At 58.4% G+C, this 20,842-nt stretch carries 19 protein-coding genes; 9 read left to right on the top strand and 10 right to left on the bottom strand.

The annotated features are described in order from the left end of the window. Positions 1 to 695 (top strand): glycoside hydrolase domain-containing protein (locus tag VMU57_RS13940; protein WP_325384419.1); only part of this gene is annotated, 695 nt, incomplete at its 5' end. Between the two features lie 283 nt (positions 696 to 978). Here the strand turns inward: VMU57_RS13940 and VMU57_RS13935 are convergent. From VMU57_RS13935 to VMU57_RS13920, 4 genes are all read right to left on the bottom strand, one after another. Continuing rightward, the gene (locus tag VMU57_RS13935; RefSeq protein ID WP_325384417.1) at positions 979 to 2,538 is read right to left on the bottom strand and encodes an acido-empty-quinoprotein group A; all 1,560 of its coding nucleotides are present in this window, start codon (positions 2,536 to 2,538) and stop codon (positions 979 to 981) included. A gap of 50 nt (positions 2,539 to 2,588) precedes the next feature. Then, positions 2,589 to 3,680 carry a c-type cytochrome gene (locus VMU57_RS13930; protein WP_325384415.1) on the bottom strand — a complete coding sequence of 364 codons (1,092 nt, stop codon included), beginning with the start codon at positions 3,678 to 3,680 and terminating at the stop codon, positions 2,589 to 2,591. 59 nt (positions 3,681 to 3,739) lie between these two features. Next, positions 3,740 to 5,146 (bottom strand): multicopper oxidase family protein, encoded by a 1,407-nt coding sequence (locus VMU57_RS13925; RefSeq protein ID WP_325384413.1) that lies wholly within the window; start codon positions 5,144 to 5,146, stop codon positions 3,740 to 3,742. A gap of 262 nt (positions 5,147 to 5,408) precedes the next feature. Further along, on the bottom strand, positions 5,409 to 7,694 hold the full coding sequence (locus tag VMU57_RS13920; protein ID WP_325384411.1) for a TonB-dependent receptor: 2,286 nt from the start codon (positions 7,692 to 7,694) through the stop codon (positions 5,409 to 5,411). Positions 7,695 to 7,872: 178 nt separating this feature from the next. Between VMU57_RS13920 and VMU57_RS13915 the strand changes: the two genes are divergently transcribed. Continuing rightward, positions 7,873 to 8,781 carry a DMT family transporter gene (locus VMU57_RS13915; protein ID WP_325384409.1) on the top strand — a complete coding sequence of 303 codons (909 nt, stop codon included), beginning with the start codon at positions 7,873 to 7,875 and terminating at the stop codon, positions 8,779 to 8,781. A gap of 69 nt (positions 8,782 to 8,850) precedes the next feature. Here the strand turns inward: VMU57_RS13915 and VMU57_RS13910 are convergent, their stop codons facing one another. The 6 genes from VMU57_RS13910 to VMU57_RS13885 all read right to left on the bottom strand — a co-directional run bounded on the left by VMU57_RS13910 (position 8,851) and on the right by VMU57_RS13885 (position 13,524). Beyond that, positions 8,851 to 9,849: a segregation and condensation protein A gene (locus VMU57_RS13910; RefSeq protein WP_325384407.1), complete on the bottom strand. Its 999-nt coding sequence runs from the start codon at positions 9,847 to 9,849 to the stop codon at positions 8,851 to 8,853. A gap of 2 nt (positions 9,850 to 9,851) precedes the next feature. Then, the gene (gene trpS / locus VMU57_RS13905; RefSeq protein ID WP_325384405.1) at positions 9,852 to 11,021 is read right to left on the bottom strand and encodes a tryptophan--tRNA ligase; all 1,170 of its coding nucleotides are present in this window, start codon (positions 11,019 to 11,021) and stop codon (positions 9,852 to 9,854) included. A gap of 70 nt (positions 11,022 to 11,091) precedes the next feature. Further along, positions 11,092 to 11,793: a site-2 protease family protein gene (locus tag VMU57_RS13900; RefSeq protein WP_325384403.1), complete on the bottom strand. Its 702-nt coding sequence runs from the start codon at positions 11,791 to 11,793 to the stop codon at positions 11,092 to 11,094. A 4-nt stretch (positions 11,794 to 11,797) separates the two neighbouring features. Beyond that, positions 11,798 to 12,598, bottom strand: a complete 801-nt coding sequence (locus VMU57_RS13895; protein WP_325384401.1) for an acyltransferase — start codon at positions 12,596 to 12,598, stop codon at positions 11,798 to 11,800. Between the two features lie 21 nt (positions 12,599 to 12,619). After that, positions 12,620 to 13,345 carry an SIMPL domain-containing protein gene (locus tag VMU57_RS13890; RefSeq protein WP_325384399.1) on the bottom strand — a complete coding sequence of 242 codons (726 nt, stop codon included), beginning with the start codon at positions 13,343 to 13,345 and terminating at the stop codon, positions 12,620 to 12,622. Then, positions 13,342 to 13,524: a hypothetical protein gene (locus VMU57_RS13885; protein ID WP_325384397.1), complete on the bottom strand. Its 183-nt coding sequence runs from the start codon at positions 13,522 to 13,524 to the stop codon at positions 13,342 to 13,344. The genes VMU57_RS13890 and VMU57_RS13885 overlap by 4 nt, the downstream gene beginning before the upstream one ends. 114 nt (positions 13,525 to 13,638) lie before the next feature. On the opposite strand from VMU57_RS13885, the gene VMU57_RS13880 reads away from it, so the two are divergent. The 7 genes from VMU57_RS13880 (at position 13,639) to VMU57_RS13850 (ending at position 20,665) form a co-directional block, all read left to right on the top strand. Beyond that, a complete protein-coding gene (locus VMU57_RS13880; protein ID WP_325384395.1) occupies positions 13,639 to 13,911 on the top strand; it encodes a hypothetical protein in 273 nt (90 codons plus the stop codon). Between the two features lie 172 nt (positions 13,912 to 14,083). After that, positions 14,084 to 14,368: a hypothetical protein gene (locus VMU57_RS13875; RefSeq protein WP_325384393.1), complete on the top strand. Its 285-nt coding sequence runs from the start codon at positions 14,084 to 14,086 to the stop codon at positions 14,366 to 14,368. Between the two features lie 42 nt (positions 14,369 to 14,410). Next, positions 14,411 to 16,453 (top strand): (Fe-S)-binding protein, encoded by a 2,043-nt coding sequence (locus tag VMU57_RS13870; RefSeq protein WP_325384391.1) that lies wholly within the window; start codon positions 14,411 to 14,413, stop codon positions 16,451 to 16,453. Next, the gene (locus VMU57_RS13865) at positions 16,450 to 17,214 is read left to right on the top strand and encodes an electron transfer flavoprotein subunit beta/FixA family protein (protein ID WP_325384389.1); all 765 of its coding nucleotides are present in this window, start codon (positions 16,450 to 16,452) and stop codon (positions 17,212 to 17,214) included. Before VMU57_RS13870 ends, VMU57_RS13865 begins: the two co-directional genes overlap by 4 nt. Further along, positions 17,211 to 18,194: an electron transfer flavoprotein subunit alpha/FixB family protein gene (locus tag VMU57_RS13860; RefSeq protein WP_325384387.1), complete on the top strand. Its 984-nt coding sequence runs from the start codon at positions 17,211 to 17,213 to the stop codon at positions 18,192 to 18,194. Before VMU57_RS13865 ends, VMU57_RS13860 begins: the two co-directional genes overlap by 4 nt. A gap of 112 nt (positions 18,195 to 18,306) precedes the next feature. Further along, positions 18,307 to 19,413: a GTP 3',8-cyclase MoaA gene (moaA, locus tag VMU57_RS13855; protein WP_325384421.1), complete on the top strand. Its 1,107-nt coding sequence runs from the start codon at positions 18,307 to 18,309 to the stop codon at positions 19,411 to 19,413. Between the two features lie 172 nt (positions 19,414 to 19,585). After that, positions 19,586 to 20,665 carry a sensor domain-containing diguanylate cyclase gene (locus tag VMU57_RS13850; protein ID WP_325384385.1) on the top strand — a complete coding sequence of 360 codons (1,080 nt, stop codon included), beginning with the start codon at positions 19,586 to 19,588 and terminating at the stop codon, positions 20,663 to 20,665. Positions 20,666 to 20,842: the final 177 nt, after the last annotated feature.

Here is a 20,842-nt window from a genome sequence, read left to right as displayed (position 1 = left end):
ACGATGATGACAACGATCAGAAGCCGCATCCGTTTACCCCTGCGACCGGCGCCGGTTTTGTAGAGGGGAGCGCAGCGCAGTATGTGTGGATGGTGCCGTTCAATGTTGCCGGACTGTTCGACCAGATGGGTGGACGGGAGAAGGCAGTTGCGCGGCTCGATCGCTTCTTCTATGACGACAAGGGAGCGCCAGCGGTGACCAATGCCGGCCCGCTGCACGCAGAGTTGAACAATGAGCCATCGATTGAGACGCCGTGGCTCTACGACTTTGCCGGGCAGCCGTGGAAGACGCAGCAGTTGGTGCGACAGGTGTTGGACACAATCTGGAAGAACGCGCCGAACGGTATCCCCGGCAATGACGACCTCGGCGAGATGTCTTCGTGGGCAGTCTTTGCGTCGATGGGAATCTATCCCGAGATTCCAGGCAGAGCGGAGCTTGTGCTGGGGAGTCCTCTCTTTTCGAAGGTGACGATCCATCGTGCCGAGGGAGATGTCCGCATCGTGGCGAAGTCTGCTGCTCCTGATAAGTTTTATGTTCGCGGAGTGCGCGTGAATGGCAAGCCCAGCTCGAAGACATGGCTGCCGGAGAGCTTCTCGACTAGAGGCGGAACGCTTGAGTTTGATTTGACGGATACGCCGGACAAGAACTGGGGCGTGAATCGCGGCGACGAGCCGCCATCCTTTGGAGCGCATTAGAGCATTTTCCCTGCAGGTGTAGATGTGCGAGCCGAGGAGAAGCACAGATTCCCTGCGGGAATGACAACAAAAGAGGACGGCGCTCCATAACGACAACTACACCTACGAGAGAAATGCTCCCGAGCGGTTTTGGAGTAGGTGTCGAGGATCAAACAAGAGGCAACAGCAAAAGCAAAACGGCTCTAAAAGCCACACCGTTCAGGAGAGTGTCTCCTGAACGGTGTGGCTTTGCAGCGGAGTTGCATTTGCTTGCACGAACGACAAGTAGATTCTGCGCTTCCCTTTAGCGGCTTGTGCTCGGCAGCTTCCAGGCGAAGAGCACCCCGCCGCCGCTGGTCACAACATACTGGTCGCCATCGAGCTTGTAGGTGATCGGCGAGCTGGCGATGTAGGCCCCTGCGCCGGCATGCCACAGAGTCTTGCCATTGGCTGTATCCAAGGCCAGGAAGTTTCCGTGTGCATCGCCGGTGAAGGTAAGCCCGGAGTCGGTGGTCAACACTCCCGCGCCGGATCCGCCCGGGCCGAGTTCGTGGCTCCAGCGAATTTTTCCGGTCTGGTAATCAATCGCTTCGAGCACGCCCTTGCCCCACAGGCCGTAGTCCGCGCCTGCCCATCCGTAGGTGCCATCAGCGGGCTTGGCGAAGTAGAGGCTCCAGCTTGGGTGCGCGTCCACGAGAAACAGGCCAGTCTTCGGATCGAAGCTGGGGGAACGGAAGTTGGTCAAGCCGCCTTCATCGGGCGCAATCAGAACACCGTCCGGAGAGGGCTCCTTTTTGGGATTGGGAATGGGACGGCCGGTCTCGTCTACCTTCGACGCCCAGTTCACCGGGCCGAAGGGAACAGTCAGCAGATTTTTTCCGTTGGTCCGATCCAAGACGAAGAAGTAGCCGTTGCGGGAGGCCTGCATCAGCATCTTTCTCTGCTTGCCGCGAAACGGTCCATCGACCAGCACCGGAATCTCAATCGCATCCCAGTCGTGAGTATCGTGCGGCGAGGGCTGAAAGGCCCACACCAGCTTGCCTGTGTCGGGGTTCAGAGCAACGATGCTGCAGGTGTAGAGATTGTCCCCAGGCCGCGTGGAGCCGGTAAGAACCGGCGTCGGATTTCCGGTTCCCCAATAGATGAGATTCAGCTCTGGATCATAGGTTCCGGCCATCCATGTGGTGCCTCCCGTTGCAGTATTCGGTGTGCCTGCAGGAGCCGTTACATCAAATTGCCATTGGGTCTTGCCCGTCTCCGGATCGACGGCACGGATGAAGGTCTGGAGATTGTCCATGTCGCCACCTACACCGACAATCACATGGTTGCCTACGATCTGTGGTGCCTCCGTCGTCCAGTAGCCTTTATTGACGTCGGCAACTTCTACGATCCAGCGCACCTTTCCATCCTTGGCGTTGAGGCAGACAAGGTGCGCATCGGGCGACGCAAAGTAGATCCAGCCCTTGTAGATCGCTACGCCACGCTGGCCGATGTGATCGCCCTTGTTGGGCGGATAGGTATAGTGCCAAATCAGCTGGCCTGACCGTGCATCCACAGCCCAGACGTTGTCCGGAGTCGTGAAGTACAGCACTCCATCGACCAGCAGCGGCGAAGATTTGATGGTGGGACTGCGCTCCGTCTGGAACGCCCAGGCCAGCGTCAGTTGATTAACATTTTTGAGCGTAATCTGCGTCAATTTACTGTGACGCTTGCCGGTGTAGTCGCCGTGATAGCTTGGCCAGCTATCGGCGGGCGGATTCAACAGCGTGGCCGCATCGACATTCTGCGCGGGCAACGAGGAAGGAAAGGCGCTCCATACCAGGGCGCTGGCCACCACGACAAATGCAATCTTCGAGAACTTCATATCGGCAGGTAATCTCCTCTGTGCACTTATGCGCATGCAACGCGGCAAAATCAACGCAGCGTCTGGATGTAAGCCATCAGGTTATGGATGTCATCATCGGTGTACTTGGGGAAGAGCTCGACGTGCGCGTCTACAGGCGAGTCCACATGGAACTTCACGTTCCTGGTCTTCCAGGAGTGGAAGGTGCCGTCCTTCGCGCGCATGCCAATGACGAACTCGTCCTGATACACCAGCGTTCCCGCCAGCTTCGTTCCCGAAGGCAGCGTGACGACTACCTGGCTCTTGACGCCGCGAGGATAGAGCATCCGCATCTCTAACTGCAGACCTTCGTAACGGTTGGCGATTCCCGCCAGATCACCTGTCGCGGAATGGCACTTCGCGCAGGTGCCAGCACCGTTGAAGTACTCCTTACCCAGCGCCGCATTTCCAGTCTGCAGGTCGGCGACGTCCACACCGCGGCGGCCGCCCTTCATCGAAGCAGCCTTGGCCTCCTGCGAATGAATGTAAGCTGCGAGACCAAGTACCTCCTGGCTGGAGAAATTGAATGCGGGCATCTTCTTCTCCGGACGCCCGTCGCGCACTACCTCGGAGATCTTGTCACCCTTCACGTCCGCGAGCACCAGCTTCGAACGAGTCAGGTCAGGACCGGTCTCTCCGCCCATCGCATCGCGGCCATGGCAGAAGGCGCAGTTCTGTTGAAACAGCGCTTTTCCTGCATCGACCAGGGGCGAAGCATGAACTGCGGAAGAGTGGGCACCTTCATCCGCGGCAGAATCGGAGACCGATAAAGCAGGGCTTTCCAGAAAGTGAACCAGCGCCGTCAGCTCAGGTCCCTGCAGCTTCGGAAACGCGGGCATGCGTCCCTTGCCGGTGTGAATCAGGTCCATGATCTGCTGGTCCGTCTTCTGGTGTTGAATGCCGACCAGAGGCGGAAAGGCGGGCAGGATGCCTTCGCGCTGCACGCCGTGACAGATGGCGCAATGGTTCTCATAGGCAATGGACCCTGGGTTGGCCACAATAGCGCCATCCTTGGCTTGAGCCGCCGGAGCGCTCGATGCCGCATAGACGGATGTGGGCTTTGCCTGAAACAGAAAGAACCCGGCTCCTGCTGCTAAAAGTAGTGCATACCGAAATCTCTGCATAGATAGTTCGCTCTCATCCAAATGAGGTTGTTCGTACACGGGTGCGGCAACGAGAAAGCCTAGACCGAATACTTGATCAACTGCATGAAACCATAATCCATATGGAGCTGTTGATGGCAGTGCATCAACGTGTCACCGGGATTATTGGCAACGAATTCTACTTCCACGGTATCGAGCGGCATGACGTTGATGACATCCTTCATCAAGCCGCTGATGGGAGTTTTACCGATGCGAGTTACTTCAAAGGTGTGCCGGTGGAGGTGCATGGGATGCTGGTCGCCGCTGCCATTGCGAAAGACCAGTCTGTACCGCTTGCCTTGCTGCACCATCAGCGGATCGATGTCGGGCCACGATCTCTTGTTGATCGTCCAGGTATCGAACTTCGAGCCCGGCTTCGGGCCGTAGTCGCGGAAGGTCAGGTCAAAGATCTCGTCCGGCTTATGCAGCGAGGGGGCCGCGTTGGCAAACTGCGTGTAGTCCCAGGTCTCTGGCGCAGGATCGTTCCACACCGGCGTACCTTTCTTTCCGGCGTACTCCACCACAATGCCGAGGCCCATGGCGCGTTCCTTCGCGAGCGTGGAGCCGAGCACCCAGACACCGGGCGAGTTCATCTCGACGATCGCGTCCACGCGCTCTGCAACTGCCAGCGAGAGTACTTCCACTGATTTTGGATTCGGTACAGGATTGCCATCCATCGCCATGATGGTGAACTTGTGGCCGGGCAGCGCAAGCACGACGTTCTCGGTCGCACTCGCATTCAGCAATCGCATCAAGACGCGCTCGCCTTGCTTGACGCGGATCGGTTCGCCCGCGCCCAACCGGTGCGAGTTGATGGTTGCGTATTTATATCCAACGTCCGATCCGGTGGTCAGCGGCATGTTGGAGGACTGCTCGCGCATCGTCTCCACCATAGGCACAAACGAAGGCCCCCAGTGATGAATGGCGAGGTTGATCTCCTTGTCGTAGCGTGCAGGCTGCTCACGGCCTTCGATCAAGAGGAAGCCGAACTGGCCGGTATAGGTGCCCATCTCAAGATTGTCATACGCAGCGGCGTGGGTGTGGTACCAACGAGTGCCTGAAGGCTTCGGCGTGAACGCATAGCGATGCGTCTCGCCCGCGGCAATCATCGGCGAGCCCTCTTCCATCGCGCCGTCGTTCAGGGAGTCGATGGCGAGGCCGTGCCAGTGGACGATATCCGCATTCTGCGTAGCATTGGTCACATCAATCGTGACCGGAACACCTTCGCGCACACGCAGCAACGGCCCAGGAACCTGACCGTTGTACGCCAGCGTCTTGATGTTCACGCCGGGGCTGATCTCGAGCGTGCACGGCTCGATGCGGAGGGCGTGATCTGCCTTTCCAGCTAAAGGAGCCTTACCCTGTTGCGCCTGCAGAGGAAGTGCGGCATAAAGTGATTTGCTCGCCAGCAACGCGCCTGCCGACGAGATAAAGCTTCTACGATTCATTGATTTTTGGCCCTGTCATTTGTAGGAGCATTTTTAACGATCTGCAATCTCCACTTGAGCAAGAGCACGAGTCCGTTCCAGCCCCTCTGCGGCGGCTGAAGCTTGTCCTGATGAAACCCTTCATCAGGATGTGGACTTCCCTGGCGTGATGCTGCAACTCCATCCAAGTGACGCTACCACTCTAAACCACAGATGGATGCCTTTGCACCCCGACAAACGCTTGACCCCCTTAATTTCGTTGAAGCCAAAAGGAGATACGGCACTAAAAGCTTGTGTTCATGCGGACAGCAAAACTCCGTGCCGGACCAATGGCGTTGCCGGAGAAGAGGCCGCCGAAATCGATGACATTGAGACGGTTGTTCAGATTGTCTCCATCGACCTGAAAGCGCATCTTGACTCTCTCACTCCGATAGACGTCAGCGCCCAGAGAGGCATTTACCGCAAGCAGAGGAAGAATGCGGCCGCGCGAGAAGTTGATGCGGCTGATGACAGCTGGACCATATTGAGCCAATGCATCCGCCTCGTCGCCGGTGTATTCGAACGGCAGGCCCGAGCCATAGGAAGCCCCGGCAGCAAAATCGACCCGCGGCACAAGCTGATATTTAAATCGCGTTCTGACTGTGTTGCGCTGGTCCTGCGAGTCGGGAAAGTGGCCGGTCAGTTGAGAGAGCGCATCGCTCACGTCGTCGCCGAGAAAGAGTCCGCCAGTAACCGGAAACCAGACGTTCCCCACCATGTACGAGTAGCTGACGAAGCCGGTAAGCTTCTGCAGCCGCACCAGATCGAGCTTTCCTTCGGCCCCATAGATGACCGACTTGTCGAATGCGATGGGATAGCTGACGCCGGTGTTGAGAAGCTGGTCGTCGTCCGCGTAGTTCCTCACATCGCGGCGGTAGAAATTCACATCGACGCGCATTCGGTCGGCGAGCGCCTGGGTGATGCCACCCTCGTAGTAGTTTCCCACCGATGGCTTCACCGGCAGCCGCAGAAACTGGTCGCTGAGCGCGTCGATCTGATGCGAGCTGGAGATAAGGATATTTTCAAACGACGGTGTCTGAAAGACGCGGTCGTAGGAGGCGTGCAGGACCATCTTGAGCGATGGTAGATAGCGCCCCACCGTAAGCCGGGGGCTGAATGCATTCTGGTTCAGCAGAAGCTGGTAGTGGTCCCATCGCAGCCCCGCGCTGACCGTCCAGTTGCCCAGCCAGATGAGGTCCTCCACGAAGGCCGATTGCTCAAGGTCGGGACGCTGGTCCGCGAAGTTCAGTGTCGGCGGAGTGTCGTCGTCGAATTGGCCAGGGTCGGTGATGACGTAGTTGAACTTTTCGTGCAAAAAGGTGTTGTCCGATTCCACCCCGGCCTTGAACTCGTGTCGGCCATGGTGAAGTGAAAAGGTCCCTTTGAAATATCCTTCACGAAAATTATTGTGCTGAAAGGCGATGACCGGCGTCGAGTCTGCATTCGAATAGAGATTGTTCGCGTTGTCCCGCACCATTCCCGACAACGTGCCCAGGCTGTCCGCCGAAAAAATGTGCTGATAGTTCACCGTGCCGATGGTCTCGAAGTTGTCCCCATTCTGAATCTGCCCAGCCTGCTGTTGAATGCGTTCGTTGGGAATGAGAAAACGCGAAAATTCGTGGCGCACGCTGAAGATCAGGCGATCGTTGTCGGTAGCGTCACGCTCATACCTCGTCGAAAAGTCTCCGACCGTCCCCTTGTTCGTGTAGTTCTCCGGAACCACGGGATTCAGATAGTGGCTGGTCATGCTTCCGGCGGCACTGACGTCCACGGCATTCTTGCCCCACACATTCTGCAACTGGCCATACGAAGTAGCGGTGTCATAGCTGCCGCCGGAAAGAACAAGTTGTCCATGCAGTCCTGCAGCGGTCTGCCGATGCGTGTTCAGCTCCACGACGCCGCCCATCTTTCTGCCATACTCCGCGGGATAACCCGCCGTATAGATTCGGATCGAGTCGAGATCGTCGGCCTCCACCTCTGGACCGAAGCTGGGAGAGCGATTGTCCGTCAAGGGGATCCCATCGATCACGAGCTGCGTCTGGTACTCCGAGCCGCGTGGATGCAGAACCGCGTTCCCTTCATACAGCCAGCCCGGCTGCGAATTGACCAGGTCCTGCACCGAGCGTCCCGGCAGCGACGACACCCGCTCGCCGATCTGCCTGGCCCCAATCTGCATCACCGAATTCGGCTGATACGGATCGATCAGTGTGTCGTTGCCGGTCACGCTGATCTTCGTCTCGACGGAAGCAATGCTGAGCCGAACCGCCTCTTCGACCGGCAGCGCGGAGTGTACCTCCAGCGTGCTCGAGAATTCGGCGAAGCCCGTCTTCTGCACCTGCACCCGATAGACGCCATAGGGAACCTGCTCGACAACAAGCGCGCCTGAGCCATCGGTAACGAAAGATTTGTCATAGTCATTGCCCGCGGAGACCAGGTGAACCGTGGCTTTGACTGCAATGCCGGAAGGATCGCTCACCTTCACGCGCACCTCGCCGTAGTTCACCTGCCCCCACGCAGGCGCCGCGATCAAAAGCAGAAATCCCCAAAATACTCCCAGTGCCCTTGAAGAGAGGCTTACGCCGAAATCATTGACTCCCCTACGATGGAAATCACTTCTCCCCATCGCAAAAGTCTACGCGAGAGAACCTGACTTTCGCTCTCACGAGAAGAACGTTCTCCTCCCCGCCCGTTCTATGCGAAAGTGGAATATGCCTCTTGCAACCCAGAGACGAGCGCTGGGCTTTGCCGCCTGCACCCTGGCAAGCTCTTTGTGGGGCTGTGGCTTCTTCTTCGGCAAGATCGCCCTCGCCGAGATGAACTTCGCCCACATGGTGCTCTACCGGTTTCTTTTCGGCATGGTGCCGCTCACTCCCCTGCTGCTCACCCACCGCCCGCACCTCAACCGCAGGGAGTGGGGAGTCCTGCTCGCGGCCTCCTTCCTCGGCGTGCCGCTGCAGTTCCTGCTCCAGTTCTACGGCCTCTCGATGACCACCGTCAGCCACGCCGCACTCATGGTCGGCACCATGCCGGTTATCCTCGCCGTGGGCGCCACCCTCTTCGCGCACGAGCGGATGGACCGGACCGGCTGGATCGCCATGGCTGGCTCTACGTGTGGGGCCGCGCTGATCGCCCTCGGTGGCCGCCACGCGGGCAGCTCGTCGCTGACAGGCGATCTTCTCATCGTCGCCTCGCTCTTCATCGCCCTCTTCTGGATCCTCTTCAACAAGCAGCTCATGGAGCGCCACTCCCACATCGTCATCACCACCTACGGGCTGGCGCTGGGCACGGCAATGCTGATGATATGGGTGCCATTGCAGTATGGCCTGCCGCCTGTAGCACACATCTCGCTGAAAGTATGGCTGGCGCTGGCGGCCAGCGGCCTGCTCTGCACCGCGACCACGACACTGCTCTGGAACTGGGGGCTGACCCAGGTGCCAGCATCGCAGGCAGGCGTGCTGCTCAACATGGAGCCGTTGATCGGTAGCCTGCTTGGCGTCATCGTGCTGGGAGAGCATCTCGGCCCCGATGCCTGGGCAGGTGGCGCACTCATCCTCGGCGCAGCGATTCTACTGACAACCCGCTCGCGAACCCGCGTGCGCGAACAGCTCCCCATATAGGCGCTGCGGCGGCATACCAAATGCCAAGCGTTGAAATGCTAGCGAACAAGTGTTCAACGCGAGCAGTTTCTAACGCCAATCGTCGCGGGCCTGATTCTGATCGGCAAAGACGGCATCGAAGTTTTCCGTCTTTTTGATGAGGATGTCCCCCTGCAATACCGGCTGGTGCAGCAGTACCGCCTGCAGGCGTACCAGCTCGAGCATCGCCAGAAACATGCAGATCAGCGCGCGCTCCGTATGCGTATTGTGCAGCAGACGGCGCAGACTGACGGGCTTGTCCTCCATCATCAGCCGCCGCTTCACATAGTCGATCATCTGCGCCACCGTCACTGACTCTTCATCGACATTCAGAACCGGACGTTCGCGCAGGCGGCTCAAAATGTCCTGAAACACCCGCACCAGATCGACGGTGTCGGCAGCGATCTCGCGCTCGGCGTTGGCGGCCTCTTTGAACTCGCGCATCCCCGGGTTCGACCAGGTCGCCTCTTCGATCTGCTGCTTCTGCATCAGCATCTGCGCGGCGGCCTTGAAGCGTTCATGCTCCAGCAACCGCTCTACCAGCTCGCGCCGCGGGTCTTCAGGATCGCCGCTGAGAATGTCGTTGGGGTCGCGCGGCAGCAATGTCTTCGACTTGATGTGAATCAGCAGCGATGCCATGTAGATAAATTCGCCCGCCGAGTCCACGTCGGTCTGCTTCAACTGATGGGTGTAGTCCAGAAACTGGCTGGTAATCCGCGCAATGGGAATGTCGTAGATATCGATATTCTGCTTGCGGATCAGGTCCAGCAGAAGGTCGAGCGGACCATCGTAGACAGCTCCAACGGTCACCGAGAACGGCGACTGCGAAGCCTCTTCCTTGGCTGCAGAGGGCCGCTTCGGCTCAGGCGGCGGGGGCGGGACCGGCTTCGGCTGCAGCTCAAAGGGTTCATGCGCCTCGGGAGCTGCACCCCCAGTTGTTTCGTCCGGCACAGAAGAAGCCGCATCCGGCGACTCCGCAGCAGCGGTTGGCCCTGTCGCCACTTCCGGTAACTCCGGTACGCCTTCGGGTTGGATAATTTCGTCAGCCATCGCTATTCGAGACCTACCGCAGAGCGTACTTGCTGCATCGTAATGGCGGCACGTGCCGCAGCCTTTGCCGCGCCGTCCTGAAGGATGGCGTCCACTTCGTCGGGGTTGGCCTCAAAGTGGCTACGGCGCTCGCGTATGGGAGCCAGCGCTTCGACCACGCCATCAGCCAGCCAGCCCTTGCACTCGATACAGCCTATACCGGCAGTGGTGCAGCCAACCCGCACCTTCTGCTGCGTCTCTTCGGTCGAAAACACTTTATGCAGATCGAAGACTGGGCAGATATCCGGATTACCAGGATCTTCGCGGCGAATCCGCGCGGGGTCCGTGACCATGGTCTTCAGCTTGGAGCGAATCTCCGGCTCCGGGTCAGAGAGCAGGATGGTGTTCTTGTAGCTCTTCGACATCTTGCGGCCGTCAGTGCCCGGCAGTTTGGGCGAAGGCGTCAGCAGAACCTGCGGCTCGGGCAAGACCTCCGTGCGGCCAAAACCGGAGAGCTTCTTCGTCTGCATCGCCGCCTGTTGCAGATCATGCGGGCTGAAACTGGTCTTCTGCGGGTCCTTGGCCAGCTTGCGCGCCTTCTCCTCAATCGCGGGCAGCTCCCACGGCGCAGCTCCGGGATTGAGATAAAAGTGGCCGGGATAAAACTGGTTGAAGCGACGGGCGACCTCTCGAGTCAGTTCCACATGCGCCACCTGATCCTGCCCCACCGGCACATAATCCGCCTGATAGATGAGGATGTCTGCCGACTGCAAAAGCGGATAGCCAAGAAAGCCAAAGGTCGCCAGGTCCTTCTCGCGAAGCTGCTCCTGCTGGTCCTTGTAGGTAGGCACGCGCTCCAGCCAGCCCAGCGGCGTAATCATACCCAGCAGATCGTTCAGCGCAAAGTGGGCTGGCACCTTACTCTGCACAAAGATGGTGCAAAGCTCAGGGTCGAGCCCCGCCGAAAGAAAATCAATCGCAACCTGACGAATATCGTCCTTCAAGCCAGAGGTATCGGCATAGCCCGTCGTCAGCGCGTGGTAGTCGGCGATGAAAAAGTAGCACTCGTACTCATGCTGGAGCTTGACCCAGTTGTAAAGCGCGCCCATGTAGTTGCCGAGATGCAACCGGCCCGTGGGGCGCATACCGCTGAGGACACGGCGGCGCGGCGTGTTCGATGTATTTTCAGTCATTGCGATCAAAACCAAGGTTACATGATGAGGCAGGCGAAGGCGGAAGAACTCCACGCGGCAAACGAATCACTCAAAGCGTGAAGAGAAGCCGGTTGAACGTTCCCAGAAGAGGGTTGAAGAAGATCGTAAAAATAAAACTTCCTCCGATCAGGAACACCACAATCAACCCAATCATTCCCATGCGGTCATACAGCTGCACCGCCTTGTACGGCAGAAAGTGCCGCAAAATATGGCTTCCATCCAGGGGAGGAATCGGGATCAGGTTGAAGATGAACAGCAGTAGATTGATAAGTATCACAAAATAAAGGAACAGCGCCACGGGAAACAGGGCTGGAAGGTTCGCCGTAGAGATTCCTTTGATATTCGAGGCCAGCGCTACCGCCGTCGCCACCGCCGCCAGGCCACCCGCAGTCACATGCTTGAGGATGATCAACAGCACCAGAGCCACCGTGGCCATGGCCAGATTGCTGGCTGGGCCGGCGAGCGTCACCAGAATGTCGTCCCGCTTATAGTTTTTGAAGTTGCGAGCCGTCACCGGCGTAGGCTTGGCCCAGCCGATCAGCGGCCAGTGATAGACCAGCGCCAGCAGCGGCATAAACACAGAACCCAATGGATCGAGGTGCTTCAAAGGGTTGAGCGTCACCCGTCCCAGCATCTTGCCCGTCGGGTCGCCCAGCTTCCACGCCACCCAGGCATGGGCACACTCATGCACGCTGAAGGCAAGCACAAGAACAACTACTTGAAAAAGAACAAGAACAACTTCCTGATTCATACCTCTAGCTTATCGGAGCCTTGGTTTTCTCGCGCTTCACCCGCGCCGGAATCCCCACAGACACGCTCTGCGCCGGGACGTCGCGTGTCGCCACAGCCATAGCGCCCAACATGGCGTTCTCGCCAACATTGGCTCCGGCAAGCACCGTACCGTGGTAGGTGACCCGCGCTCCGGGACCAAGCTCCGTCGGCTTATTCGTGACATCCGCCTGCTTGTTGATGTCGTGCGTATGGCTGTAGATATTGGCATAATCGGCAACGCTGGTGCCTTCGTGCAGAATGAGGCCGCCCCGGTCGTCGAGCATCACGTTCTTGTGGATCGTGCAGTTGTCTTCGATGGTCAGGTTGTAGCCATAGGTGAATTCGACGTTGTGGAAGATCCTCACGTGCTTGCCAAGATGCTTGAAGATATGCCGTCCCAGCATGCAGCGAAAACGAAAGCCCAGCCAGTGATTCAGCCCCAGCGGAGAACGGTCGAACATCTGCCAGAACCAGATCAGCGGCTTGCGTATGGCATATTGCTCGGCATCGACGTCGCCGTAGTACTCCGGCTCCAGCGTGACATTGCGCGGGTCGAACGACTCGGCAAGGACGCTGGTGGCGAGTTCAATCGTAAGCGTCGACTGCTTGTGAGCCCCGTGGATTCTCCCGAGATAGATCTGGTACAGCTCATCGCGGACGATCTCAGAGCGGCGGTCGACAGACTGGCACCGGGTAAACTCCTCGTTGAGCTGCGAGAGCCACTTGATGTAAGTTGTCTCCGCTTCCGCAGTTGGTTTCAGTTCGCGATACGCCTGGACGGTCATAAAGCCCTTTCCTCACAAAAGCTATTCGATGGCGAAGATCGCGGTGACGGTGGCCGACTTTTCAATCTGCCGGGGATTGATGGCCAGTGGCTGGACTTTTTCCATCGCTGGGGAGGCAGCCATCGCGCGCATCATCATGGGACGAATAGGACTCGCCTGTACCTCGTTGCTGGCGTAGAGCAGTCCACCTAGCTTGGCGTTGAGGCTCGCGGCCATCTGCTCTGCCTGCGAGCGAGCACGCTGCAGGGCCTTAGCGGCCGCCTGGGCCTCTGGGGCGTTCTCGTCCTTGAAGCTCCAGTCGATCTGACCGCTCTGGTTCGCCCCTGCCTTCACCGCAAGGTCGAGAACCTTGGCGGCATCGTTCGCACCGGTTCGGACGGTCCAGCTCTGCGTCACCTGGAACTGGCGCTGCGCCTTCTCGGCATCCGTAAGTTTTTCCACCTGATAATTCTGCACCGGGGCGAGCGACTGGTTCTCGCTCTCGATGGAGGCTGATGGAATACCGGCAGACGTCAGCGCCTTCATGATGGCGTTCGAGGTACGCGATCCATTGGCATAGGCGGCATCGCTATCGGGACCATAGGCGATAAATCCGACATGCACGGTGGCGATGTCCGCAATGGCGGTTACTTTATCGGTCGCCGTGACCGAGATGGTGCGGTTCTCTTTGTTGACCTGAATCGTCTGCGCGGAGGCAGCAATAGAGGCGGTGCAGAGTGCGATGGCGGTGACGCGAAGGATCTTCATTCTTCCTCTCCTTTGGAGCCGATGAGATCGGCCATGGTGGGCTTGTGTTTCGGCTTGGCTGCGAGCTTCTGTTTGGGATCGGGGATGACGCGCTCGGGCGGCGGCGTGCCAACGCGGGCTCGGGCATTCGCCTTCACGGCCTTGATCTTCGAAAAAACCTGCTTTTTCGGCTTGCTCATTTCGGCACCTGTGGGCTGCAAAGCCCACACCGATTATGCAATACTCTGTTCGCAAGGGCAGCATGGCGGACTATTGCAGCGAAGTAACCGTCCCGACCCCGACGAGGTGCCCGAATGGAAGAGCGAGATTTTTTCGATGAGCGACCGGAACAGCGTACGCACATGATGACCTGTCCCCACTGCGGACAGCAGGAAGAGTATCAACTGAGCTGGCTGGTCCGGCGTAAAAAGAGCCAGTTGCCGCGCGGAGCCGACGACCGCGACCGCGCACGCTTTGCCAAGGCCCAGAGCTACATGGTGCGGCGCGACGACATGGTGGGCTGTAAAAACGTGCGCTGCCGAAAACGGTTCGACGTGGCCGGAATCCAGTCGGTCGCGTTTATCTAAAGCCGCGGCCTTTACGAGTGAATGGCTGTTCAGTTATGCTTCCGCTGTGCGTTGGGAAGGGTTTCTTTCCCCGCACAGCTTCGAGAGCCGAATGCTGTGATTTAATGGATGGGTTGTTGCCCGGCGGGTAACAGAACCTTTGAACTGGAAGACGCAGGAGACGAATACGCTGATGGCTAACACCTTGCTGCCCGTGGAAGAGCGGAACCTGACACCCGATCAGGTCGAACAACTGGACCGGCGCCGTCGTCGCGGCCAGCTTTTTTTGACCATCTGCCTGCAATGCACCATTGTGGCATTCCTGGTAACGCTGTGGGCCGGGCAGGACTGGACGCTGTCTCCGGGCTGGATGCACCCCATGGTGTATTGGGACGCGATCATGTTCGGTGCAGCGATCTTCTTCGGCGTCGCCGGTATTCGTCTGCGCCGCGGCAGCACGGAGTTCATCAGCTACTAACGGCTGACCGATGCCCCGGAGCCATTCGCGGAAGCTGTAACGATGCGGGCCGCGCCGAGTGAAGGCGTAGCTCGCGGATGGGTTCGGATGGTTGCTGTAGCGCGTGGAACGACGGTGGGTGCCCGCTCGATGACCGCAGCCTTAATTCCCGGAATACATCTCTCTGCAACCCTGGCCGAGCCGGCGCACTTCTCCGGGCTCGAAAAAATATCGCTGCTGATCGGCATTGCGATTTCGCTCGTTCTTTTCTTCTGGCGGTTCGGGCCAATCCTCCGCACCATCTTTCGCTCAAAAAAAGATAACGATTTTTCTCTTCATCCCATCAGGCGAAGACTGTGGGACTTCGTCTGGGAGGTGCTCTGCCAGGGCAAAGTCATCCGCCAGCGGCCACTGCCGGGGCTGGCACACGCCTTCGTCTTCTGGGGGTTCCTCGCCTTCGCACTGGTCAGCCTGAACCATATCGCCAACGCCGTGGGGCTGGGTTTTCTAAACCCCGCAAGTGATCTCGGCACTTTTTACTTCTTCTTTGCCGCGGCCTGGGCGCTGTTGGTGGCCGTCTCGATCACCGCATTGTTCGTGCGGCGCTTTTTCGTTCGGCCCATCTGGCTCGGAGAAAAGGTCTCGTATGAGTCAGGCGTCATTGCATTCCTCATCTTCCTTTTGATGGTGAGTTACCTCGGCGCATTCTTTGTCGATGCCAGCGGAACAGCAGTGAAGGTCCTCTGGTGGACGCACACCCTGACGCTCCTGGTGTTTCTCCCATTGATTCCGCATACCAAGCATCTGCATCTCGTGATTAGCCCATTTACGGTCTTCCTGAAGCGCGATGGCTTCTCCAGGATTCCTCCGCTCAGCGGCGACGAAGACTTCGGGTTGGTCTCCGGTAAGGACGTCACACAGTTGATCTCGTTGCAGGTCTATAGCTGCGTCGAGTGTGGGCGCTGTACAGAACACTGCCCCGCTTCGAATACCGGAAAAGTTCTGAACCCGAAAGAGATCATCCTCGGAACGCGCTCCTATCTCAATGAATTTGGCCCAGCCTCCGAGACTTCCCTGCTCACCGACATGCGTGAAGTTCCTTCCAACAATCCCGCCGCAAAGTACATGAGCATGGAAGCAGCCTTCGAGTGCACAACCTGCGGAAGCTGTGAGTATCAGTGCCCGGTCGGCATTCAGCATCTGCCCATCATCATTGGCCTGCGGCGAGGCGCGACCAACACCGGCGCATGGGAAGACACGCACGGGACGAAGCTGTTTCTCGCGCTGGAGAAGCATGGGAACGCTCTGGGCCTGAGCGCAATGGAGCGCGATAAATTCATCCAGAAGCAGGCCTTCCCCATCTTCGACGGGACGCAGGAGTATTGCCTCTGGCTGGGATGCATGGGCGGATACGATCCCAAGGGGCGAGAGATCATCGCCGACTTCGCGCGCGTGATGCAATATCTCGGAACCACCTTCGGCGTATTGAAAAAAGAAAAATGCACAGGCGATCCCGCACGGCGATTGGGCAACGATCTCGTCTTTCAGACCATGGCGGAGTTCGGACTGAAGGCATTTGAAACGGCAAAGGTACAGAAGATCGTCGCCATCTGTCCGCATTGCGTGCGCACGATCTCGAACGACTGGCGCGAGTACGGCATCGCTCCCGAGATCGAGCACCACAGCGAATTCATGGCGCGGCACAAAGCCCGCTTGCCGAAGCAGGACTCCGGCGAGAGCATTGTCTATCACGACCCCTGCTACCTCGGCCGCTACCGCGATGTGTACGAAGAGCCGCGTGAAATTGTGTCCCTGGCGGGCGAGCTGGTGGAAGCGCCACGCTCGCACGAGCGCAGCTTCTGCTGCGGCGCTGGCGGAGGACTGGCCTTTCTTGGCGAAGAGAGCGGAGAACGCGTAAGCCACGTCCGCGCCGCGGAACTCGCTGGCACAGGCGCGCAGATCGTGGGCACCGCCTGCCCCTTCTGCAACACCATGTTCCGTGACGCGCTATCGGCGATGGGCGAAGCACCGCCGCAGTTGCTGGACATCGCACAATTGACCGCGAGGGCTTTACCGGCATCAGAGATGAGGACAGGAGAGCAATGAAGATACTGGTGGCAATCAAGCAGGTGCCGGAACGCGACGCGCAGATCAGCATCGCGGCCGACGGCAGGTGGATCGACGAGAGCGATTTGAGCTATACCATCAACGAGCCCGATGCCTACGCGCTCGAAGAGGCATTGCAATTGAAAGAAAAAAATGGCGGCGAAGTCGTTGTGCTGTGCGCCGGGCCGGAGCGCGTCACCAGCACTCTCCGAGAAGCTCTGGCCAAAGGGGCAGATCGCGCCATCCACATTGAAGCCGACGACCTCGGCGAGCGCGATACGCTCGGCATCGCCCAGTTGCTCGCAGACGCCGCCAGGGCTGAGTCGCCCGATCTGATACTGACAGGGTTACAATCCGACGACCTCGGCCTCGGCCAGACCGGTGTAGTCCTCGCCGAACTGCTGGGCATCCCTCACGCAACCATCATCATGCAGGTAGAAGTCACCACCGCTGGCCTAAAGGTAAAGCGTGAGCTTGAAGACGGGTGGTTCCAATACGTCGAGATGCCATTACCTGCGTTGTTGACCATTCAGTCGGGCGGCAACAAGCTGCGCTATGCCACACTGATGGGAATCAAAAAAGCGAAGACGAAGGAGACGAAGACCGTGCAGGCCGCGCCCGCCACAGCCGCTCAGGCAATTACTCTCGAACGCGTCTATCTCCCCGAGAAGCAGAAGAAGACCGAGATACTGACGGGAACACCCGCCGAAGTCGCAGCCAAACTGGTGGAGAAGTTGAAGTTTGAAGTGAGGGCGATATGAACGGTGTTCTTGTACTGATGGAACAGCGTGGCGGCAAGTGGAACCGCATGAGCTTCGAGGCGCTTGCAGCAGGTCAGCAGCTGGCAGCAAAGCTGGGTGCGGAATGCTCCGCCGCCGTGATTGGCGAAGGCGCCGACACGCTCGCCGCTGAACTCGCCGCGAAAAAACTGGCAAAGATCTTCACCGTGCAACATCCGCTCTTGCAGACCTACACCTCTGATGGATATGTCGCTGCCTTCGAGCAGTTGCTCAAGCAGGCCGACCCAACTTATGTCCTGCTGCCGCACACCTATCAGGTGCGCGACTTTGCACCGGCGCTGGCGACGCGGTTCAGACAGGTGCTCATCAGCGACGTCATCGCCGTTCATGACGGCCCGGTATTTGTGCGCCAGCTACTACAGGGTAAGTTGAACGCAGACTATAAAAGCGCTGGCACCGGCCCATGCTTCGTCTCCGTGCAGGCAGGAACCTTCCGCGCCGAAGCCGTCGAAGCCGGCACCGCAACCGGCACCGCAATCACGGCGAACTTCACTCCGCAGCTCGAAGCCAATCAGATTCGCAGCAAGCCGGGTGAGCCCTTCCGTGAAGCTGCACAGACAGTCGATCTCAGCGCCGCACGGCTCATCGTCTCCGTCGGACGCGGCATCGGCGAGCAGGAGAACATCGGCATCGTCGAAGAGTTGGCCAAAGCACTCGGCGCAGAACTGGCCGCATCGCGCCCCATCTGCGACAACGGCTGGCTGCCGATGGAACGGCAGGTCGGCAGCTCCGGACAAACCGTCTCACCCAAGCTGTATCTCGCCATCGGCATCTCGGGAGCGATTCAGCATCTCGTCGGCATGAAGGGCTCAAAGACCGTAATCGCCATTAACAAGGACGAGAACGCACCCATCTTCGAGGTTGCGGACTACGGCGTTGTCGGAGACCTCTTCGAAATCGTTCCAGCCCTCACCAAAGCGGTCCTTGCGGCCAAAAATTAGTATTTGCAATGTAATCACTGCCCATGACTATACTGAGGAATATCTGCTTGCCTGCTTCCCTCCCCAAGTGAATGCATCTAACAGATGTTCAACGAAGTTGATGGCTGACATGATGTCCTATACAACGATTGACGATGCCGCTACCGCAAACGCGGAGCGGACTGGAGAGGACCGGGACAGCACCTCCCAGCAGGCCGTGGGCAGGCTGCGGGACAAGTTCGGTCGCGCCATCACCGATCTTCGAGTCTCCGTTACCGACCGATGCAACTACAAATGCGTCTACTGCCGCACAGGCAACGAAGGCGCGCAATACACCGAGCTTGCCATCGCCGATTACCTGCGCATGGTGCGACGTTTCGTTGCGCTTGGCGTGGAAAAGATTCGGCTGACCGGAGGCGAACCGCTTCTGCGGCACGGTCTGGTGGAGATGGTCAGCGAGTTGGCGCAGATGCGCGCGGCCTATATGCCGGATGGAACTCATACCGATGTTGGCCATCCACTCGATATCGCGCTGACCACAAATGGACACCTGCTCGAAGGCCTGGCGAAGCCTCTGAAAGATGCTGGACTGAATCGCATCACCGTCAGCATGGATGCCGTGGACGCCGAGACGTTCACGGCCATCACCCGCGTCCCTCGCAGCTTCGACCGCGTGATGGCAGGGATACGACAGGCGAAGGCGGTGGGCCTTGGTCCGGTGAAGGTCAACTGCGTTCTGCTCCGTGGATTCAACGACAGCCAGATCGAACAGTTCGCTGAGTTCTCGCGCCGCGAAGGCGTCATCGTGCGTTTTATCGAGTTCATGCCGCTTGAAGAAGATCGCAGCTGGAAGCCGGAGACCGTGATTCCCATGGACGAGGTGGTGGGACGGCTCAACGCATACCGTCCCTTGGTGGAGCTTGCGCCGAACGCCGCAAGTGAGACTGCAAAAAGATTTACCTTCGACGACGGACTTGGCGAGATCGGCATCATCGCACCCGTGTCACGGCCGTTCTGCGGCCACTGCAGCCGGGTTCGGCTTACGTCGGACGGAAAGATACGAACCTGCCTGTTTTCGCAGAGCGACCACGACCTTTATGGAGAAATAGTGCGAGGTGGAACCGATGGGGACCTCAATGCGTATATTCGCAAAGTAGTCATGCGGAAAGAAGCGCGTCACCACATTGGCGAACCCGATTTTGAGAAACCTTCAAGGAATATGGTTCACATTGGCGGATAACAGAATTCTCGGTACGATGAAGTCCTCAAGTCTTCGTAAAAATTTTGGCTGATAGATTTACTCCTGAATTCTGTCGACAGATGCCTCCCCGAATCTTGCCGACGGATTTACCCCTGAAGTTACTGACAAATTTACTTCTGGATAAGTAGTGCGCTCTCTTGAGGTGCAGTGAGTGAGAGACAAGCGGAAGTTTGAAGTAATCGAAAGCCGCCAGCTCGACCACCTTCGGGTGTTCCACGACGTAGCTCGCTCGCTGACGACCAGCCTGGAACTCGAAGAGATCCTGGGAGCCATCATGGAAAAGATGGCGCAGTTCTTCGGGCCGGAGCGATGGTCGATGATGATGGTCGACGAAGCGTCAAACGAACTCTACTACGCCATCGCCGTTGGTCAGGATGCAGCGAGCCTCAAAGGTCTGCGCGTGCCGATGGGCGAGGGCGTCGCCGGATGGGTCGCCGCGACCGGAAATCCACTCATCGTTCCCGACGTTGTTCTCGATCCTCAATGGTCCAAGTTTGCCGCCGCGCATCCCGAATTGGGAATCCAGTCCATCGCCTGCATTCCCGTGCGCGCCGCCAACAAAACGCTGGGCGTCATTCAGTTATTGAACAGCAAGCTCGACCTGATGTCCGAGTATTCGATCTCGTTCCTGCGCATCCTGTGCGACTACGCGGCGATTGCGATCCAGAATGCGAAGTCGGTGACGCTGATCCAGGAGCTCACCATTACCGACGACGTCACCGGCCTGTTCAACGCGCGGCACCTCTACACGCTGCTGGATGACGAGGTAGCGAAAGGCAAAGTCTTCAGCCTGATGTTCATGGACCTTGACCGCTTCAAGTCGGTGAACGATACGCACGGCCATCTGATCGGAAGCCGTCTGCTGGCCGAAGCGGGCGGTCTATTGAAGCGCTCGATCGGACCGGACAACGCAGCCTTCCGCTATGGCGGGGACGAGTTTGTGGTGCTGTTCCCTGGTTTGACCAAGTTTGCGGCAACGGCAGCCACCATGACGATCTATCAGGATCTGCAATCCGCGCGTTTTCTTGAGGGCGCGGGCCTTTCGCTGCGTCTCACAGGAAGCTTCGGACTGGCGACCTATCCCGAAGACGGGAACACGGTGCCTACCATCCTGCGCTCCGCCGACACCATGATGTACGAGGCTAAATCGACACGCAACAACATCGCCGTGGTCGGCAAGGGGCTGCTGATGGATCGCGTTGCGCTCGCAGGCGTGCGCGACGAGCGCTAGTTTTTGTCAAGCCCCCATGGCATCGAAAATCACGACTTACAGCTCGGTAAAACATTTGCAATGAGAGACTTGGCTAGTAGAAAATAAACTCCGGAAAACTGCAAAACAGTTAGATCCAATTTGTTAAACTGGAAACAGCCTAAAAATAAGTTAAGCCCAGCAACAGTGCGGAGCTTT

This window comes from Edaphobacter sp. (genome assembly GCF_035532915.1).
Taxonomy (GTDB): domain Bacteria; phylum Acidobacteriota; class Terriglobia; order Terriglobales; family Acidobacteriaceae; genus Edaphobacter.
The sequence above is the reverse complement of the archived record's forward strand: the minus strand, read 5'-3'. Positions and strand labels throughout refer to the sequence as shown.

What these genes read in the sequence shown, in the direction of transcription:
- VMU57_RS13935 (WP_325384417.1), bottom strand. Translation starts at nt 2,538, where the DNA reads ATGAAGTTCTCGAAGATTGCATTTGTCGTGGTGGCCAGCGCCCTGGTA.
- VMU57_RS13870 (WP_325384391.1), top strand. Translation starts at nt 14,411, where the DNA reads ATGCGGGCCGCGCCGAGTGAAGGCGTAGCTCGCGGATGGGTTCGGATG.
- VMU57_RS13860 (WP_325384387.1), top strand. Translation starts at nt 17,211, where the DNA reads ATGAACGGTGTTCTTGTACTGATGGAACAGCGTGGCGGCAAGTGGAAC.
- VMU57_RS13865 (WP_325384389.1), top strand. Translation starts at nt 16,450, where the DNA reads ATGAAGATACTGGTGGCAATCAAGCAGGTGCCGGAACGCGACGCGCAG.
- VMU57_RS13910 (WP_325384407.1), bottom strand. Translation starts at nt 9,849, where the DNA reads ATGGCTGACGAAATTATCCAACCCGAAGGCGTACCGGAGTTACCGGAA.
- VMU57_RS13915 (WP_325384409.1), top strand. Translation starts at nt 7,873, where the DNA reads ATGCCTCTTGCAACCCAGAGACGAGCGCTGGGCTTTGCCGCCTGCACC.
- VMU57_RS13930 (WP_325384415.1), bottom strand. Translation starts at nt 3,680, where the DNA reads ATGCAGAGATTTCGGTATGCACTACTTTTAGCAGCAGGAGCCGGGTTC.
- moaA (WP_325384421.1), top strand. Translation starts at nt 18,307, where the DNA reads ATGTCCTATACAACGATTGACGATGCCGCTACCGCAAACGCGGAGCGG.
- VMU57_RS13885 (WP_325384397.1), bottom strand. Translation starts at nt 13,524, where the DNA reads ATGAGCAAGCCGAAAAAGCAGGTTTTTTCGAAGATCAAGGCCGTGAAG.
- VMU57_RS13895 (WP_325384401.1), bottom strand. Translation starts at nt 12,598, where the DNA reads ATGACCGTCCAGGCGTATCGCGAACTGAAACCAACTGCGGAAGCGGAG.
- VMU57_RS13880 (WP_325384395.1), top strand. Translation starts at nt 13,639, where the DNA reads ATGGAAGAGCGAGATTTTTTCGATGAGCGACCGGAACAGCGTACGCAC.
- VMU57_RS13875 (WP_325384393.1), top strand. Translation starts at nt 14,084, where the DNA reads ATGGCTAACACCTTGCTGCCCGTGGAAGAGCGGAACCTGACACCCGAT.
- VMU57_RS13890 (WP_325384399.1), bottom strand. Translation starts at nt 13,345, where the DNA reads ATGAAGATCCTTCGCGTCACCGCCATCGCACTCTGCACCGCCTCTATT.
- VMU57_RS13900 (WP_325384403.1), bottom strand. Translation starts at nt 11,793, where the DNA reads ATGAATCAGGAAGTTGTTCTTGTTCTTTTTCAAGTAGTTGTTCTTGTG.
- VMU57_RS13925 (WP_325384413.1), bottom strand. Translation starts at nt 5,146, where the DNA reads ATGAATCGTAGAAGCTTTATCTCGTCGGCAGGCGCGTTGCTGGCGAGC.
- trpS (WP_325384405.1), bottom strand. Translation starts at nt 11,021, where the DNA reads ATGACTGAAAATACATCGAACACGCCGCGCCGCCGTGTCCTCAGCGGT.